Annotated in this window: 6 protein-coding genes; all 6 read right to left on the bottom strand. The window is 71.6% G+C overall.

What is annotated here, in order from left to right; all coding sequences use genetic code 11:
- Positions 1–1090, bottom strand: a 1090-nt coding sequence (gene gltJ / locus HV824_RS16535) for an adventurous gliding motility protein GltJ (protein ID WP_176423706.1), incomplete at its 3' end; no start/stop codon positions are given.
- 121 nt (positions 1091–1211) lie between these two features.
- On the bottom strand, positions 1212–13508 hold the full coding sequence (locus HV824_RS16530; protein ID WP_176423705.1) for a tetratricopeptide repeat protein: 12297 nt from the start codon (positions 13506–13508) through the stop codon (positions 1212–1214).
- 128 nt (positions 13509–13636) lie between these two features.
- Positions 13637–15322, bottom strand: coding sequence for a DEAD/DEAH box helicase (locus tag HV824_RS16525; RefSeq protein WP_176416501.1), 1686 nt, complete (start codon positions 15320–15322; stop codon positions 13637–13639).
- Positions 15289–15492, bottom strand: a complete 204-nt coding sequence (locus HV824_RS16520) for a hypothetical protein (RefSeq protein ID WP_176416500.1) — start codon at positions 15490–15492, stop codon at positions 15289–15291. Before HV824_RS16520 ends, HV824_RS16525 begins: the two co-directional genes overlap by 34 nt.
- A 25-nt stretch (positions 15493–15517) precedes the next feature.
- Positions 15518–16147 (bottom strand): adventurous gliding motility protein CglE, encoded by a 630-nt coding sequence (cglE, locus tag HV824_RS16515; RefSeq protein ID WP_176416499.1) that lies wholly within the window; start codon positions 16145–16147, stop codon positions 15518–15520.
- A 106-nt stretch (positions 16148–16253) separates the two neighbouring features.
- A complete protein-coding gene (gene gltG / locus HV824_RS16510) occupies positions 16254–18176 on the bottom strand; it encodes an adventurous gliding motility protein GltG (protein WP_176416498.1) in 1923 nt (640 codons plus the stop codon).
- Positions 18177–18221: the final 45 nt, after the last annotated feature.

The following is an 18221-nucleotide window of genomic DNA, read 5'->3' as shown; positions in this document are numbered from 1 at the left end:
GGTACGGGGCGGGCATGGGCTGCGCGTACTGGGGCCCGGGCTGATGCCCATACGCCATGGGCGCCGGCTGCTGATACTGCTGCACGGGCTGCTGCCCATACGCCATGGGCGCGGCCATGGGCTGCGCCATCGGCGCTTCGACGCCCCGCAGGGACGGCGAGGACACCGGCTCCGGCGGCGGCATGGGCACGTCCAGCAGTCGCGACTGCGACACCGGCTCCCGGCCCAGCGCGGGCGCGGGCGTCGGAGGCGGCTTCGACAGCGCGTCGTTCTCTTCCTTCACCAGCGAGGCCAGCACGCTGGCCGCGGACGGCTTCCAGCCCACGGCTTCCTCGGACGCGCTCGCAGGTCCGGAATCCCCCCGCGCTCCCTTGCCCGCGCTGAAGGCGGACTGCACGGGGCCGGAGGACACCGTGGGCGTCGAGCCGGACACGGGCTCGGGCGCGACGATGACGGGCTTGGAGGGCCGCGGCGCCAGCACCGACGCCAGCTCCGCCGTCTCCGACAACGGAATCCAATCACTGAAGCCCGAGCGCCAGCAGAGGCTGTCCGGCCCCACCTCGCCGCGGTCCCACAGGTCCTTGACCTTCTCGACGTTGAAGGGGCCGACCTGCTTCTCGTCGATGGCCACGTACCACTCGTGCGCCGCCGCGTTGGCCTTGGCCTCTTCCGTGTCCGGCTCGGCCTCCGCTTCGGCCAGCTTGCGCACGTTCTCCGCGGACGCTTCGCGCGCGGCGGCTTCGTTCGCGGCGTCGGTGGGAATCTTCTGCGTGCCAGAGCTCAGCACCTGGTCGAAGACGGCGCCAATCTCGTCCTCTTCCACGTCGGTGAAGAGGCCGCCTTCGGGCGGCGTGCCCAACGTCGCCGGCATCGTGGCGGCGGGCGCGTCACTCCCCTTGCCCGCGTCAGTCGAGGCGGAGGCCTCGGAGGTCGAGGACTCAGGCGCGGAGTCCTTCGCGGCCGTCGCACCAGCGGGACGCACGGTGATGGTGTGGCCGCACTTCTTGCAACGAACCTTGACCCCCTTGGGGCCAATCTTGTCGTCGCTGATCATGTACTGCGCGCGGCAACTGTCGCAGACGAAACGCATCGTTCCCGTAAGCCTCGGAAATGACGGGAGAAATCCCGCCTGAATCGTAGAAGTGGCAGCCGGAGGGGTCAAGGTTCGGAGCCAAGTCCGCCCGCCTGCCTTGTAACGCACGAACCCCACGTCAGGGTCTGTGTCCCTCCCTGCGCACCTGCACCTCCACGTGCGTACCCACGGCGACGCGCAGCTCGTGCAGGTCCTCGGAGGTGGCGAACACCAACAGTTCCCGCAGCTTGGTGCGCACCGGGACGCGGAAGGCGGAGCCCGTCTCGCCCTGCACCATGCGGCGCACCGGCTCCATCTCACCCGCCGCCAGCAGCCCCGCTCGCGCCGCGGTGAGCTCCGCGCCCTCCAGGTACTGCCGCACGGCCTGCGGCGTCGCGGTGGGCAGCCAGGCACGCGCCGCCTTCGCCAGCGCCGCGCGGTCCGGCTCGTTGAGGCTCCGCTCCAGCAGCCGACGCTCCGGCTCCACCAGGTGCTGCGCCTCCGCGATGCGCACGTTGCCCACGACGAGGCTCAGCGCCGCCTGGAGGATGGCCTCCAGCCGCTCGGGGGCCACGCGCTGGCTGAAGGCCAGCTCGGAGCGCGCGAGCGCCAGGGTGCGGCCCAGGCGGTAATAGACCTCCTTCTGGCCCTGCTCCGCGAAGTACTTCCCACCCACCCGCAGCGAGGCCGGGTGTGTCTGGAGCAGCTCCACGTTGATGAGCGGCTCGGGCGCCGGCTCGTTGGAGCGCTTCGCCATCCGCTCGCGCGTGGCCACGAGGAAGGGCGAGTACAGCTCCACCGCCTCCATGCCCAACACGCGCGCCACGTACCGGTAGTGGTGGACGTGGTACTCGGGCGCGCTGGCCACGTCGATGCGGTGGCGCTTGGGCACCAGTTGGTACTGCTGCGACGGCACCGCGTACAGGTGCCCCACCTTCGTGAAGAGCAGGCCCAGCAGCTCCGCCAGCGGACCGCGCGCCTTCGGGTGGAACAGGTGGTTGTGCCAGAGCTGGTCGTTCAGCGGCCGCGGCTCCACCTTCTCCTTGTTCTTCGCGTAGGGCCCCAGCTTGGTGAGGATCTCCTGCTCATCCTCCCCAGCCTCGCCCAGCAGGCCGGACACCGCCTGCGCCGCGAGCCAGGCGCCGTCGTAGTTCTTGCGCAGCGCGGACAGCCGCACCAGCGCGCCCACCACCTTGCGCGGGTCCGCCGTGTTCGGCAGCGCGCGGCGCAGCGCGGCGATGGCTTCGTCCTCCCGGCCCGGCATCTGTCCAGCGAGGTCCGCGAAGGCCTCCTGCACCGCCGCGTCGTCGGGCAGGCCCTTGGCGGCCACGCCGTAGGCGGCCACCGCGCCCTCCGGGTGCTTGAGCACCTGGAGGTACAGGTCGCCGAGCGCGCGCCACAGCGCCATGCGCGCAACGTGCGTCTCCGGCGTCTTGGGCAGCCGGCCCAGCATCTTCGTGTAGTTCTCCTCCAACTGCTTCCACTGGCGCGCCGCGCCGAGCATCGCCTCCAGCGCGCTGAAGGCCTCCACGAAGCGAGGGTCCAGGTCCAGGGCGGCGTTGAATGCCTCGGTGGCGCCCTCCACGTCCTTCAAGTCATCGCGACGCAGCTCGCCCAGCGCGAACCAGACGCGCTTGGCCTTGTGCGGCTCCAGGCCCAGCGCGGGGAGCGCGAGCATGCGCGCCAGCACGTCCGCAGCCTTCTGACCCTGCCGCGTCTCACGCAGCAGCACGTAGAGCTGGTCCATCACCTCCGGCGCGTCCGGCTGGGACTTGAGCGCGTTGGTGAAGGCGTCAATGGCCATGTACGGGTCGTGCAGCTCGTCACGCGCGATGCGGCCCAGCTCCAGGCCCACCTTCGCGCGGGCCTCGCCCTCCAGCACGCCCACCAGCTGCTGCCGCAGCTCCGCGGACTTCTCGTACTGGCCCTGCTTCTCCAGGAGCGACACCAACGCGCGCAGCGTCGGCTCGTGGCCCGGGTCGATGGCCAGCGCCTTCTCGAAGTGGTTCTGCGCGCGGTCCGTCTGGCTCAGCGCGGCGTGGATGTCGCCGAGCTGCCAGTACACCTCCACCACCTCCAGGTCCGTCAGCTCCTCGCGGTGGTGGATGAGGATGGTCTGGAAGACCTTGAGCGCGCCTTCGTAGCGGCGCGTCTGCACCAGCAGGTTGCCGTAGCCCTCCAGCGCGGGCAGGTACGTCGCGTCCAGCTCGTAGGCCTTCTCGTAGCAGCTCAGCGCCTTGTCGCGCTTGCTCAGCTTCTCCGCCACGTAGCCCAGGCGGTAGAGCTGACGGCAGAGGTCCGCGGCGGAGACGGAGTCCTTCTCCGCCATCGCCATCTCCGCCATCTTCCGCGTGACGATGTCCAGCATCCGCTCGCCGGACGCCCAGTCCTCGTGCGCGATGTACACATCCGACAGCGGACGCGCCGCCTCCAGGCTGTCCGGGATGTGCTTCAGCGCTTCCTGCCAGTAGCCGGTGGCGGTGTCGCGGTCCTCGCGCGTCTCCGCGTGGTAGCGCGCGACGTCCAGCAGCGCGCGGCCCTTGGCGGCCGGGTCCTCGGTCTGCTCCGCCTCCTGGCGCAGGGTCTGCTCGTAGCCGCTCCAGTCCTTCTCCTGCTCCTGGATGCCCTTGAGGGCGCGGATGCTGAGCAGGTGGCCGGGGTCCACCGCGAGGGCCTGCTGATAGGCGGTCCGGGCGCTGCCCGTGTCCATCAACATGTCCTCGTTGATCTTCCCCAGGCGGTAGTACAGCTCCACCGCGTCCTTCGACTGCCCGGCGAGCTCCGCCTCCTTCGACAGCATCTCCAGCGCGAAGGGCCAGTTGCCGCTGCGCTCGTACATCGTGCCCAGCGCGTGCAGCGCCGGACGGCACTCGGCGTCCACCGCGAGCGCCGCGTGGTAGTTGTTCACCGCGCGGTCCAGCGCCTTGAGCTGCTGGTACTGGACGTTGCCGATGTCCACGTAGAGCTCGGCCTGCTCCTGCGGGCTGACGGCCAGCGCGAGCTGCCGCTCGTACGCCGCGATGAGGTCCTCCCACCGCGCCTGCGCCCGGCGCAGCCGGATGAGCGTCTTGATGGCCTGGACGTTCTGCGGGTCGATGGCGAGCACGCTCTCCACGCAGACGTCCGCGTTCGCCGGGTTCTGGTACTTGTCCTCCCAGATGGTCGCGCTGCGGAAGAGGACGCGAATCTTCTCGCGCCAGTCCTCGCTCAGCTCCAGCATCCGCTCGTAGATGGCGAGCAGGTCCGCCGGGTGGTCCAACCGCGTGTGGAGCCGCTCCAGCGACTCCAGCGCCTCGCGGTTGACGGGGTCCAGCTCCAGCGCCTGCCGGTACGCGGCCACCGCCGACTCGTCGTCGCCGAGGTCACGCTCGTAGACGCCCGCCACCTCCACCTGGATGCGCGCGCGCTCCTCGATGCTGTCCGCCAGGTCCCGCGCCCGGAGCAGCGTGGACGCCACGTCCGGCCATGAGCGCTGACGGCGGTACAGCGCGGTGAGCACGCCGAGCGTCTCCGCGTCGGGCTCGAGCTCCAATGCACGCAGCAGCGCGCTGGCCGACTCGACGGGGTCCTCCAGCTGCTCGTCCCAGACGCGGGCAATCTCGCGGAGGATGCCCTTGCGCTGCTCGATGGAGCCAGCGGCCTCCAGCTTCTGCTCCAGCGCCACCACGTACTCACGCTGCCGGCCGCGCCGCTGAAACACCGCGGCGAGCCCATCCAGCGCGGTGGCGTTGGTCGGGTCGAACTCGAGAATCTTCCGGAACGCCGCTTCCGCCGCCTGCGGGTCGTCCAGATGCGTGTCGTGGACGCGCGCCAGCGTCGCGTAGAGCCGCTCGGCCAGGGCGCCACGCGGCAAGTCGTCAGCGACCTCCTCGTAGACGGCGGCCAGCTCCTCGTGGCTGCCCGTCTCGTCGGCCAGCCGCTCGACTTCCTCGCGCAGCGTGTCGTCCGACGCGTCCAACTGGAGCGCGCGGCACAGCGCCAGGAAGGCCACGTCCTTCTGTCCCAGCCGCGCTTCCTGCACCCGGGCCAGCTCGCGCAGCGCGGCCAGCTTCTCCTCGTCCGTGACGAGGTGGGGCATGTAGCGGTCCGTCACCTGGGCGTACGCACGCCAGTCGTTGTGCGTCCGGTACAGGTCGCACGCGCGCTCGTAGGCGGTGCGGTTGGCGGGGTCCAGCTCGAGCACCTTCTCCAGCGCGCCCGAGGACAGCTCGGGCTTGCCGCCCTGCCCCACCCACAGGTCCGCCACCGCGAAGTACGCGGCGACCGCCTGCTCACGCTCCTCCGTCAGCAGGTGCACCTGCACCTTCAGCTCCAGCGCGCGCACCGCGTCGTTCCATGCACGGAGCGAGACGAAGAGCTCGTGCACGCGCTCCAGTTCGGGGACCTGGTGCGGCTCCACCTCCAGCGCGCGGCGGGCCGCGTCCAGGGACTCCTCGCGGCGGCCCATGCCGGCCAGGACTTCCGCCAGACGCAGGCGCAGCGCCTTCACGCCGTCGCTGCTCTCCTGGAGCGGAATCAGCCGGCGCAGCACGCCCACCAGCTCTTCCCGCTGGCCCGTCTCGTCGTACAGCTCGCGCAGCGTGTCGAGCACGCCCCGGTGACGCGCGTCCCGGTCCAGCGCGGCCTTGAAGAACGGCACCGCCTGGTCCGGCTGCTTCAGCAGGCGGTACACGACGCGGCCCAGGCGCTCGTTGAGGCGCACGACCTCGCGGGGGTCCAGCGTCACCGCCAGCCGGCCCTCCAGCAGCTCACGCAGGTCCTGCGGCCGGTCGGCGCGCTCGTAGAGCGACTCCAGCGCGGAGAAGGCCTGCTCGTTGCGCGCGTTCTTCGCCAGCAGTTCGCGGTACAGGTCAATGGAGCGGCCCAGGTCCGACAGTCCTTCGGCGGAGACCTGCGCCATCTTCGCCAGCACGCGGTCGCGCTCGGCGCCCGACACCTTCTCCGCCTGGAGCTTCAGGATGCCGTAGAGCTTCTCCGAAGCGCCCGCCGACTCGTAGAGCCCCTCCAGCTGCCGCGCCGACGCGAGGTGCTCCGGGTCCAACGCCAGGATGCCTTCGTAGGCGCCCGCCGCGCGGTCCGGGCTGTCCAGCCGCTCCTGGTAGAGCTGGCCCAGGCGGAACAGGTAGCCCACCCGGTCCGCGGGCTCCGTCACGCCAGCGACCAGGGCCTCCAGGATGCCCGCCAGCTCCGGCCAGGCCTCCAGCTGGAGGTACAGCCTGTCCAACGCCACCAGCGACGGCTCCTGCACCGTGGGGTGCAGGGTGCGCGCGCGCTCGTAGTAGGAGACCGCGCGGTCCGAGTCGCGCAGCTTCGTCTCCAACATCTGCCCCAACCGGAGGCAGACCTGCGCCGCGTCCGCGGCCTCGGCCACGCGCGGCAGGGCTTCTTCGTACGCGGACAGCAGCTCGTCGTAGCTACCGGACGCCTCCGCCGAGTTCTCCAGGCGGGCACGAATCGCGGCGTCGTTCGGGTCTTCCTTGAAGGCGCGGAAGAGGGCCAGGAAGGCCAGCTCCGACTCCTCCTGGGACTCACGCAGCGTGGCCAGCTCGTTCAGGAGCGCCTTGCGCTCGAACGCGTCGCCCGACACGCCCACGCGCGTCTCGATGACCTGCGCCAGGCGCGCAATGTCGCCGCTGGCGCGAAGGGCGCGCAGCAGCGTCTCCACCGCGAGCAGGTTCTGCGGCTCGCGGGCCACCAGCGCCTCCATGCGGCCCACCGCGCCCGCATGGTTGGCCTGCACGGACAGCACCTCGCCGTACAGCGCCAGCGCGCCCGTGCGGTCCATCAGCCGCGACTCATGCACGGTGGCCAGACGGAACTTCAGCTCCAGGCCCTCCTCCGCGGGAATCAGCGCGATGCGACGAGCCAGCGCGTCCGCCAGCTCCGGCCAACGCTCCTGCTTCTGGCAGAGCGCCTCCATGCGCTCCAGCGTGGGCAGGTCGTCCGGCTTGAGCTCCAGCAGGCGCCGGAAGGTGGCCAGCGCGCCCAGCGCGTCCTGGAGCTGCTCCTCCTGCAGCGTGCCCATCTGGAAGAGCACCGTTGCACGACGCGCCGGGTCCTCCGCCACCGAGAGCTGCCGGCGCAGCACCTCCAGCAGCTCCGTGGGCTTGCCCTGCGACGCCACCAGCCGCACCGTGCCATCCAGCGCCTCGATGTCCGTGGGCCGCAGCTCCAGCACGCGCTTCCACGACGCCAGCGCCTCCGCGGGTTCGCCCAGGTCCGTCTGGATGCGGGCCAGCGCGCGGTACAGCTCGGCGCGGGCGGTGTCTCCCGCCTTGCCCACGACCTCCGACAGGATGGCGGCCAGCTCCTCGGGCGCCTCCGCCTTGTCCACCAGCGCGACGCACAGCTCCAGCGAGCGCAGGTCATCCGGCAGCTCGCGCAGCGCGCGCGTGGCGGCCAGGAAGCCCATCTCCGCGTTCTCCAGCGAGCCCGCGTAGATTTCCGCGATGCGGCGCAGCAGCACGGCGCGCTCCTGCGGCACCGCCTCCGCCGAGGCGCGCGACTCCAGCATCTCCACCTGCTTCAGGTGGTTGCCCACCGAGGCGAAGATGGGCTCCAGCGCGCTCGCCGCGGCGCCACGCAGCGGGCTCTCCGAGCGCGCCATCTCCTCCAGCGCGCCGACCGCTCCAGCGTGGCCCGCCCGGCGCGTCAGCACCGACTGGTACAGCTCCAGCGCGCCGCGCGGGTCATCCAGGCGCGACACCTTGAGCCGGCCCAGGCGCACGCGCAGGTCAGACGCCTCCTCCTGGGCGCCGCGCTCGTCGGCGAGCTGGATCTCCCGCTCGATGTGCTGCGCCAGCTCCGGCCAGCGCTCCATCTCCGCCAGCACCCGCCCCAGCAGCTTCAGCGCGTTGGTGTTCTCCGGCCGCAGGCCAAGGATTTCCCGGTATGACTGCGCCGCCAGCGACTTGTCCGCCAGCGTCTCCTCGGCCAGGTGCGCCAGCTCGAAGAGCAGGTTCACCTGTGAGGACGCGTTCGTCTCGGCCGCCACCTGACGGCGCATGACGAGCGCCAGCTCGCGGTGCGCGCCCGTGCGGCGATGGACCCGGGCGATGGCGTCCAGCACCGACTTGTTCTTCGGGTCCCCGCGCGACAGCTCCTCCATCGCACGGACGGCCAGGTCATAGCGCTTGAGGCGGTTGTCGTAGATGCCCGCCAGCCGCCGCCACAAGTCACCCGCGAGGGGCTCCTGCGCGCCGCGCTCCAGTTGGTCCTCGTAAGCCGCGGCCACTTCCTCGAAGGCACCGGAGTCAGCGGCCAGCCGCTCCAGCTCATCGCGCACCGAGGCTTCCCGCGGCGCCTCGTTGAAGGCGCGCAGGCGTGCGACGAAGGCGAGCGACGTCTGCCCCAGCGCCTCGCGCAGGGTGGCAATCTCCTGGAGGTGCTCCAACCGCCGCTCGGGCGCCACGCCCGGCAGCAGCACCTCGAGCACGTCCACCAGCTTCCGGGTGTCGTTGACGCCACGGTAGACGGGCTCCAGCAGGCGCGCCGCTTCGGCGCGAGGCGCATCGTGCGCCATCAGCCGCTCCAGGCCCGCCACCACCTGGCCGTCCCCGGGCGCCAGCTCCAGCAGGCGCCGGTACACCGGCAGCGACTCCACCGGCCCCACTTCCTTCTCCAGGAGCTGGGCGCGCTTCAGCAGCCAGTTGCGCCGTGCGCCTTCATCCGAGGAGCCCTCCGCAAGCTGGTCCAGCACATCCGCCTGCTCCACGAAACGCCGCGACTTCGCGTAGAGCTTCTCCAGCGCGAGCAATCCCTCTGGCACCTTCCGGAGCGCCAGCGCGGAGCGATACGTCTCGATGCCCTTCGCGTCTTCCCCCGCGTTCGCGTGAGCCTCGCCCGCCTTGAGGAGCAGCCCCACGCGCTCTTCCGGGTCGGTGGCGAGCTGCGCCTGACGCGTGTAGACCTCGGACAGGCTCTTGGCGTTCTGTCCCTTCTCGTACAGGCGCGAGAGGGCCTCCAGCGCCTGCCGGTCCTGGGGCGCATCCGCCAGCAGGCTCTTCCACAGCCGCGCGGCCTCTTCCGGCTGGTCCAGCGACTCGCGCACCTCCGCCGAGCGCCGCAGCAAATCCAGCGCCGCGGGGTCTCCCGCGTTCAGCTCCGTCGCCGCCGTCTCGTAGATTTCAGCCAGCACCTCGTGCGAGCCCGTCTCGCGCGCCAGCCGCTCCAGGTCCGGCTGCACGCCTTCCCGGTCCAGCCCCTGCGCGAAGGACTTCACCGCGGACATGAACGCCAACGAGGGCTGGAGCATGTCGCGCTCGTAGATGCGGCGAATCTCTCCCGAGAGGAGAATCTTCTCCACGGTGAGCGCGGAAGTCATCCGCGCTTCACGCAGGGCCACCCTGCGGGCGTGGTCGCCCACCTGCACCAGCACCGGGTCCAGCACCTCCAGCGCCGCGCCGCTCGCGGGCACCGCCGCCATCACCCAGGCCTCGAGCGCCGCGCGCGCACCGGGATGTCCCGAGTCTTCGGCGAGTATCTTTCGATAGAGGCCCAGCGCCGCGTTCGGGTCGTCCAGGACCGTGCGCTGGAGCTCCGCCAGCCGGAAGGAGACTTCACGCCCCTGCGGGCTCTGCCCTTCCTGGTTGCGGCGCAGCGCCAGCGCCCAGGCCAGGTCGGAGTGACGGCCACTCTCGGTGTAGAGCCGGTCCAGGGTCGCCGCGGCTTCACGGCTCGCCGGGTCGCGCTCCGCGATGACGCGCCAGGCGTCCGCGGCGCTCTCCTTGTCCATCAACTTCGTCTCGTGCAGCAGCGCCGCCTCGCGCAGGAAGGCCAGCTGCTCGGCGGGCTCCGGCGATGCCGCGGCCAGCTTCTCCAGCACCTCGGCGAGCGCCGCCCACTCCTCTCCCGCCCGGTGCAGTCGCTGAAGGGCGCGCAGGCAGTCCAGGCTGCCCGGCTCGATGGCCAGCAGGTCGCGCAGCGCCTTCACCGCGCCGGCCTTGTCGTCCAGCTTCTTCTCCTGCACCTCGGCCAGCTCGCGCAGCAGCGCCAGCCGCGCGGAGCCGACGTTCCCCTCCTCCGCAAGCTCCGCGATGATCTCCGCGTAGCTGTCCAGCGAGTCCGCGTCCTCCGCCGCCTGCCGCGCCGATGAGCGCAGCCCCGCGTCACCGGGCGCCAGGCGCAACGCGCGCGCCAGCGCCGCGAAGGCCAGCTCCGGCTGTCGCAAATGCGTCAGGTGCACCTGCGCCGCCTGCCGCAGCGACTGCACCCGCGCGGTGTCGTCCTTCGCCACTTCCGCCAACACGTCCAGCGTGGCCACCAGCTTGCGGTGTTCCTTGCTGCGCTCGAAGGCGGGCACCAGCACACGCGCCGCCGCCTCGCGCGACGGGCCCGAGGCGAGCATGGCCTCCAGCGCCGCCAGCGCATCCGGGTCCGTGGGACGCTGGAGCAGGATGTCCGCGTAGCTCTGCACCGCCTCCGCGCTGCCGTCCTGCGACTCCTGCAGCAAATGCGCGCGACGCAGCTTCAGCCGCGCCACCTTGTCCGCGTCACCCGCGGACTCGGCCAGCGCAATCATCCGCGCCAGCGTGTCTCCCAGCTCGCGCGTACGGCCGGCCTTCTCGTACAACTCCGCCAGGCGCGGCAGATGCCGGCCTTCCTCGGCGCCGTGCGAGAGCGCGGACTGCAGCGCCTCGGCCGCCTGGGCATCACGGCCCAGCTCCGTGTTGAGATCCACCAACTGAAGCAGCAGCTCCAGCCGCTCCTGCCCACGCGCGCCCTGGATGCGCTTGCGCAGCAGTCCTTCCGCGTCCGCGGAACGGCCCGCGCGCCCGTACAGCCGAACCAGCCGCTGCAGCACCGCGTTCGACTCGGGCGCGCGGCCCACCGCCGCTTCCAGCGCCGCGATGGCCTCCGCGGCGAGCGCGCCCTCTTCCGCCAGGCTCGCGGCCTCGAGCAGCAGCGGCACTGCCACCGAGGGGTCCTCGGACTCGGAGGCCTGCGTGCGCAGCACCCGCCCCAGCTCCGCGTGCGCGGACAAATCCCTGGCCAGTCGCAGCGCCTCCGCGCGAGCCCCCTCGTCCTTCGCGTCCTCGCGCAGCGCGCGCACCTGGACGTCGAAGGCCGCGCGGCTGTCCGCGAGCTGCTTCTCATGAATGCTGGCCAGCAACGAGAAGAGGCGCTTGCGGGCCACGGGCTCCGTCGTCACCTCCAGCTGCTGCTGGAGCGCCGCCACCTGCCGCTGGTGGTCGCCGCTGCGGCCGTAGTGCGCCGCCAGCGCCTCCGTCACCTCCGCCGTGCGGACGCCCGCCGCCGCCAGCCGCTCCAGGCCCCCCACCACCACGCCGGTGGAGACGTTCTCGGCGAGCAGCCCGAGGAACAGGTCCGTCGCATCCTCCTGACGCCCCAACCGCTCCGCGTACAGCTTCGCCTGACGCGCCGTCCACTCGTTGCGCTCCAGCTGCGTCTCCGCCAGGCCCGCCAGCCGCCCCGCGAGCGCCGCCGCCTCGTCGAACTTCGACAGGGCCACGCACAGCGCCTGCAGCCGCTGCACGCCCGCCGCATCCTCCGGCGCGAGCTGCACCCACTGGCGAGCCAACGGCTCCAGCTCCTCGGGCGCCGCGCCGGCCGCCTCGCGCCGGGCCACGTCCGCCTCCAGCCGTGCCTTCGGGTCGTCCGCGCGCGCCGCGGCCGCCTGCAGCGACTTCACCGCCTCCGCCGCGGCCGCGTCACCCGGGATACGCGACAGCACCTCTCGCCAGGCGGCCTCCGCGCGCGACGGGTCCGCCAGGGGGCCCTGGAGCAGCTGGGCCAGCTGCCGCCAGATGGTCGCCGCGACCTCCGCCACCGGCGCCGCCTCCGCCGCGCGTTGCAGCGCCAGCGCCAGCGCGGGCTGCGCCTGGGCCTTCTCCGCGTGCTCCACCACCGTGCCCAGCAGCAGCGGACGGCCCGGCTCCAGCTCCAGGGCGCGCGACAGCACCTCGAAGGCCCCGCGCGCGTCGTCCTTCTCCTCGAACATCAGCGCGAGCGCTTCGCAGAAGGCCACCCGCTCCGGGCGCGGACGCGGCGCCAGCAGCGCCAGGTCCAGCAGCGGCACCACGGCTTCCAGCTCGTCGTCCTCGGCCAACAGCCGCGCCAACTGGAACGCCGCCAACGCCTGCGTGGGGTCCAGCTTCAGCGCCGCTTCCAGGTGCTCGCGCGCGGCGTCCGCGTCCTTGAGCTGCGTCAGGAACAGGTCCGCCAACCGCAGCCGCATGCCCGCCTGGGTGGAGCGGTCCTTCACCGTGCCCAGGTAGCGCTCCAGCACCGCGACGGCTTCCGGAGCCCGGCCCTTCTCCAGGAGCTGCTCGGCCGTCAGGCTGGCCGCGTCCGCGCGGGACGCGTCCGCCGCCACGGCCTTCTCGAAGGCCGCCAGCGCGCCGTCCGCGTCGTTCATCCGGCCGAGGCGCAGCGTGCCCACGCGCAGCCACAGGTCCACCTGCGCGCTGCGGTCCTTCACCTCGCCCGCCATCGCTTCAATCTGCGCGATCGCCGGAGCGAAATCGCCGCCCGAGCGCAGCGTCAGCTTCTCGATGAGCGACAGGCCTTCGGGCATTCCCGGCCACAGCAGGAAGCAGCGGTCCAGCGCCTCCTTCACCTTCGCCGCCGCGCCCGGGTCGTACCAGGCGAAGAGCTTCGCCACGAGCAGCGACAGGCGCGCCGCGCTCTTCCGGTCGCGCTCTTCCAGCGACATGCTGCGCAGCATCCGCACGCGGTCACGCCACGTCTGCTCGAAGCGCTGCAACGAGCGCGCGGTCTTCTCCAGCCGCGCGTTCTGCGGCTCCAACGCACGGGCAACGTCCACCACCCGCTGCGCCAGTTCATGCTCGGTGGGGTCGTCCACCAGCCGCTCGGCGAGCGCGGCGTACTCCTCCGCCATTCCCGCGTCACCCAGCGCCGCGCGCTCGCGCTCCAAGGCCTCGAAGGCCGGCTGGAAGCGCTCCTCCGACAACAGCACCTGACGCACGCGCCGGAAGGTGGCACGGTCCGGCTTCGCGCGCGCCGCACGCTGCAGGCACAGCACCGCGCGGTCGCGCCGGAACAGCTTCTGCTCGTAGACGTCCGCGGCCTTCAGATAGTGGCCCGCGCACTCCTCGCCCTGAGTGGCGGCGCCCAGACGCTCCAGGACGTCCGCCAGCGCGGCGCCGTCCTGCCGCGACTCGTGCAGTCGCTTGAGACCTCGCAGCGCGGGGAGCGGATCCTTCGCCACCAGCAACGCGCGCTTGAGCAACTCCTCCGCGCGCTGCGTGTTGCGCTGCCGATCATGCGCGAGCTCCGCGGCGCGGCACAGCAGGCGCACCGCTTCGTCGGAGACGACATCGCGCGAGCGCCCCTCGTAGAGGCGAATCAACTCCTCGACACGGCCGGCCTTGTCGAGGGCCGCTTCGGTTTCGACGAAGGTGCGGTCATCGGACACGCGCAGCGTGGGACGCGACGAGGGCGTGGGCTGTTGCATGGAGGGGCGGGCCTTGGAATGGAAAGAAAAAGCAGCGAGGGCGCCAGTGACCGGAACTCTACCGGTCGCCAGCGCCCCCGAGCAATCGTGTAAAACCCGCCAAACGGCGGGAATCATTGGCCTTCTCGCTACCCGGCCGAGGGAGCGTCCGGCGGCGTCTCGCCACCCTCGCTTTCGTCCGCCGCATCCGCCGCGGGGGCCACGGCAGGTGCGGCCGTCTCCGGGAGCGCCTTCGCGCGCTCCACACCCGCGCTGTCGTTGAGCTGGGTGTAGAGGGCTACGGCCTTGTCACGCTGCTGCAGCTCCTCCGCGAGCTGAGCGGCGCGAGGCAGGTTGCCAAGCTTCTCGTGCAGCGGGAGCGCCTTGTCCTTGCGGCCAGCGCCCTCCCACGCCTCGGCGGCGGCGGCGAGGTCACCCAGCAGCTCCAGCCACCGGGCGCGGCCGGCCGGCTTCTGCTCCTGCTCGGCCCGGGCCAGCTCCTTCTGCGCCAGCTCCTTCGCCTCGTCGTCCAGCTTCAGCCGCTGCATGAAGTGGAAGGCCTTGGGCGGAGGCAGCGGGTTGAGGACCTCCACCGCCTCGCGGCGCTGGCCCACGGCCGCCAGCAGGGTGGCGGCACCCAGCCGATCACCCCGCTCCACCAGGCTCTTCACCTCGAGCCCACGGATGCGGTTGGCGCTGGCGACGTCCCGCGCGCGCTCGTACGACTTGCGCGCCAGGGTGAGCTTCCCGGAGCGCTCGTAGGCGAGCGCCGCCTGGTCGAACTGGCGGGCGCGCTCGTAGAGGCGGGCCACGTTCTCGAAATCACCCTTGCCGACGAAGTGCTCCATGAGGAGCTCGTAGGCACCGGCCTTCTCCAGCGTGGGCGCGAGCTGATCCGGCGGCAGCGTGCCCACCAGACGGCGGGCCGTGTCGTTGTCGCTCCCGGCCAGGGCGTTGCGCAGGGCGCTCTTGAGGTCGCCACCCGTCTCGAAGAGGCGAGCCGCCTCCGCGAAGGAGTTGTTGCGCTCATGCAACCGGCCCGCGTCGCGGGTGCGGCCCATGGTCTCCAGCTGCTTCGCCTGCTCGTCCCAGGTGCCCGTCAGCTCCGGGAGCGGACGCTCGCCACGCTCCGGGCGCTCGCCGCGCTCCGGACGCTCACCCCGGGCGGGCCGCTCGCGGCGCTCCGGACGCTCACCCGAAGCAGCACGCTCACCGCGCTCGGGACGAGCGCCACGCTCACGGCGCTCGGGACGGTCGCCACGCTCACGGCGCTCCTCGGAGCGAGGCGCCGCGACGGGCTCCTCGACCTCGGGGCCGGGCTGACGGCCGCTGGTCGCGAAGGCCGCCTCCGCGCGCTCGGCATCACCCGCGGCACGCCAGGCCTGACCGACCAGGAAGATGACTTCCGTCCACGCCTCGAACTTCTCGCGCGCCGGGTCCACGGCGGGAGCAGCCGCCTCCGCGGGAGCACCAGCCTCCGCGGGAGCAGCCGCCTCCGTGGCCTCACCCTCGGCGGGGGCAGGTGCCTCGGCGGGCGCCTCACCCTCGGCGGGCACGGCGGCCTCCACCGGGGCCGGGGCCTCGGCGGGAGCAGCAGCCTCCGCGGCGGCGGGCGCCTCGGGGGCGGCCGGCTTCGGCTGGCGCTGCACGCGCAGCAGCGTGGTGATGAGCCGGCCACGCGTGTTCAGGTCCAGGTCATCCAGCGACTTCAGCCGCATGGGCCGCAGCGAGCGGACAATGGCCTGCAGTGGCGCCTTCTCCGCACCGAAATCCGTCTTTGAGAGCGCCTTCTCCAGGATGCTCAGCTCGGAGATGACGCGCTGACCGGGGCCCACGGGGCCCTCATCGCGCCCGCGTCCACGGCCGTCTCCACGCCCACGGCCGTCGCCACGTCCTGGGCCACCACGACCGCCAAAACCACCACCCGGTCCGTCACGGCGAGGACCCTGGCCCGGTGCACCCCCGTCACGACCACGCCCACCCGGGCGCGGCCCACCGCTTCCATTCTCCTGAGGCACGTCTTTCTCCCGCTAGAACGCGTAGCGAATGTTCGGCGCCACCGCGAACCCGAACGAGCCCCCGGAGACGAGGTACTGCCCCGTCACCTCGAGCCCTACGGAAAAGTGGCGCAGCCGTGTGTAGTACTCCACTCCGGGCCCGGCAAACACAAGAATGTCGGAATCGGGGAGAAGCCGCTCCGGCGAAAACATCGCGTAGCCAGCACCCGCGCGGACATAGAACCAGGTGCGCTTCACTTCCTGACTGTCAGCGAACCCCACCAGGCGGGCTCGCAGCACCGCGCCGGGGATCAGGGAGGAGAAGTCACCTGACACCGCGCCGCCGGAGTTGCCCACATACTGGGCGCTCGTGCGCACGCTCGAGCCCATGAGGAACAGGCCCACGGACACGCGCTCGCCCAGGTCCACGCCCACCTCCACCTGCGCCATGGGCCCGGAGGAGAACGGACGCGGCGTGCCTTCGGCCGCCGGCGGGTTGGTGATGAACAGGGGCCCACCGAGCACCGCGAAGTAGATGCCCCGCTCGATTTCATCGAACGTGACAGCCGGGCGGTCGCCCTGGGCAGTGGTGGGCTGCTGGGCGCTCGCGAACGTGGGGAGGACGAACGAGGCGCACAGGGCAAGTGAGGCGAGGGCTTTCATGCGGTCCTGACGTTGGCCCGGCCCCCGCGGGGGAGAGGGAGCCGGGGAAAGGCGCGGTGGGCAGCCCCTCTTCAGGCCTGCCCACCCGGAGAAAGGCCACCCGGCGCTATTCGCCGGACTGCTTGAAGATGAACGGATACGTGACGACCACCACGCCGCCGCCCTTCGGCTCGGGGAACTTCCAGGTGCGAACGCGGCCGGCCACGCACGTCTCCAGCGCCGCGTTGCCCGCCGTGGACTGCGCCACCGACGACGAGGCGACCGTGCCATTGCCCGCGATGACGAACTTCACCGCCACCTTGCCGCCCAGCTTCGGGAAGCGGTTGAGGAGGCTTTCGAAGCAGTAGCGGATCTGCCCGCGGTTTCTGTGGATGACCTGGCGGATGAGCTCCTTGTCCAGCGAGCCCATGACCTCCGGGTCGGACGAGGTGATGCCCACGTCAACGCTCTGCTTGCCGCCCAGCACGCCCACGCCGCTGCCGTAGGTGCCGGTGCCGCCGCCACGGCCCTTGGTGCCGATGCCGCCAATGCCGATGGTGTCACCCGTGCCGCCGCCGCCGCCGCCCGAGCCGCGCAGCCCCATACCGCCGAAGCCGCCCGAGTTGCCCGCCTTGGCGCCGAACATGTTGCCCATGGCGCTCTTCAAGTCCCCCCCCAGGCCGCTCTTGCCGAAGACCGTGGAGATTCCGCCCTTGCCGCCGCCGAAGATTTTCGCGGTCAGCGCGCGCGCCTCGTCCTTCTTGCTCGGGTCGCCCTTGGGGGCGGTGCGGCTGTTGGTCTTGGGCGCGTCCTTCTTGCCCATCTGGCCTTCGTCGCCGCGGTTCTTCGCCGCCATCTCCCCGCTCTTCTTCTTCTCCTTCTGCTGGTTGAGGCGCTCGAGGAACTTGTTCTTCTGCGTCTCCGGCGGCTTGATGATGAGCTTCGCGATGCGGGCGTTGTCGGCCGACAGCTCGTCCGCGTACTCGTCCCCTTCGCCCGTGCGGTTCATCGCGGAGATGACGAACGCCGTCGCGATGAAGAACAGCACCAGGAAGATGTTGAGCGCGGTGTAGTCCATGGACTCGCCCAGCGGCACCACGACGCGCTTGGGCACGGCCTGGAAGGCCACCTCGAGCGTCACGCCGCCCAGGTCCACCCAGAGGAAGTCATCCGCGTCCAGCGTGAGCGTGTACGCGTCACCCTCATGCGAGGCCTTGCCGGACTCGATGACCGCCTTCAGGTCCAGCGTCTCCCCCTTGCGGGTGAGCTCACCCTTCATCTTCGCGGTGAAGCGCACGGTGAAGGACTGGCCGTCCGAGCGCACCGCCTCGAACTTCGGGCCGCCCAGGCGGGAGTCGCCCATGACGAAGTTCACGCCGGCGGCGCTGCCGACGACGAAGGCCCGCTTCACGCCCGGGGCCATGAAGAACTCGCCCACGCGCTGGTCACCCCAGGCGAAGCGCAGGCTCACGCCCAGTGGACCGCTGGACTTCGTGCGGCGCACCTTCCGCACGCGCGGCGCGGCGTCCTCTGGCGCGGCCACGACTGGGGCCGGCGCGGGCTCGGCGGGGGCTGCCACCGCGTTCTGCTGGGTGGCGGCGAAGGACGGGTCGATGGCACCCGCGACTGGAGCGGCCACCGCGGCCTGAGCAAGGCCCTCGGCCGGCGCCGGCGCGGCGATGACGGGGTTCTTCTCCGTCACCACCTCCGTGCTGGCCGCCGCGGCCGCCAGGTTCACCGCGGCCACCGCGGCCGGGTTCTCCAGGCGGATGGTGGTGCCACCCACCCGGATTTCATCACCGAAGGACAGCAGCCCCTTGGTGACGCGCTTGCCGTTGACGTACGTACCCTCGACGCTGCCCATGTCGATGATGGACATGGCGCCGTCGCCGGCGACCTCGATGACGGAGTGGATGCGGCTGACCTTCTCGTCCTCCAGGCACAGGTGCGCCGAGGAGAGACGGCCAATCTTGATGATGTCGCGCTCGTAGTCCTTGGAGGCGACCAGCGAGTCGCCCTTGAAGACCTTGAGTGTCAGAGGAACGGCCATGGGGGCTCCAACGTAAAGTGGGTACGGCGTCAGACAACGCGCGCG

The sequence above is a fragment of the Myxococcus sp. AM009 genome (assembly GCF_013372605.1).
In the GTDB taxonomy this organism is placed as follows: Bacteria; Myxococcota; Myxococcia; order Myxococcales; family Myxococcaceae; genus Myxococcus; species Myxococcus vastator.
This window is presented reverse-complemented; position numbering and strand designations above follow the sequence as displayed.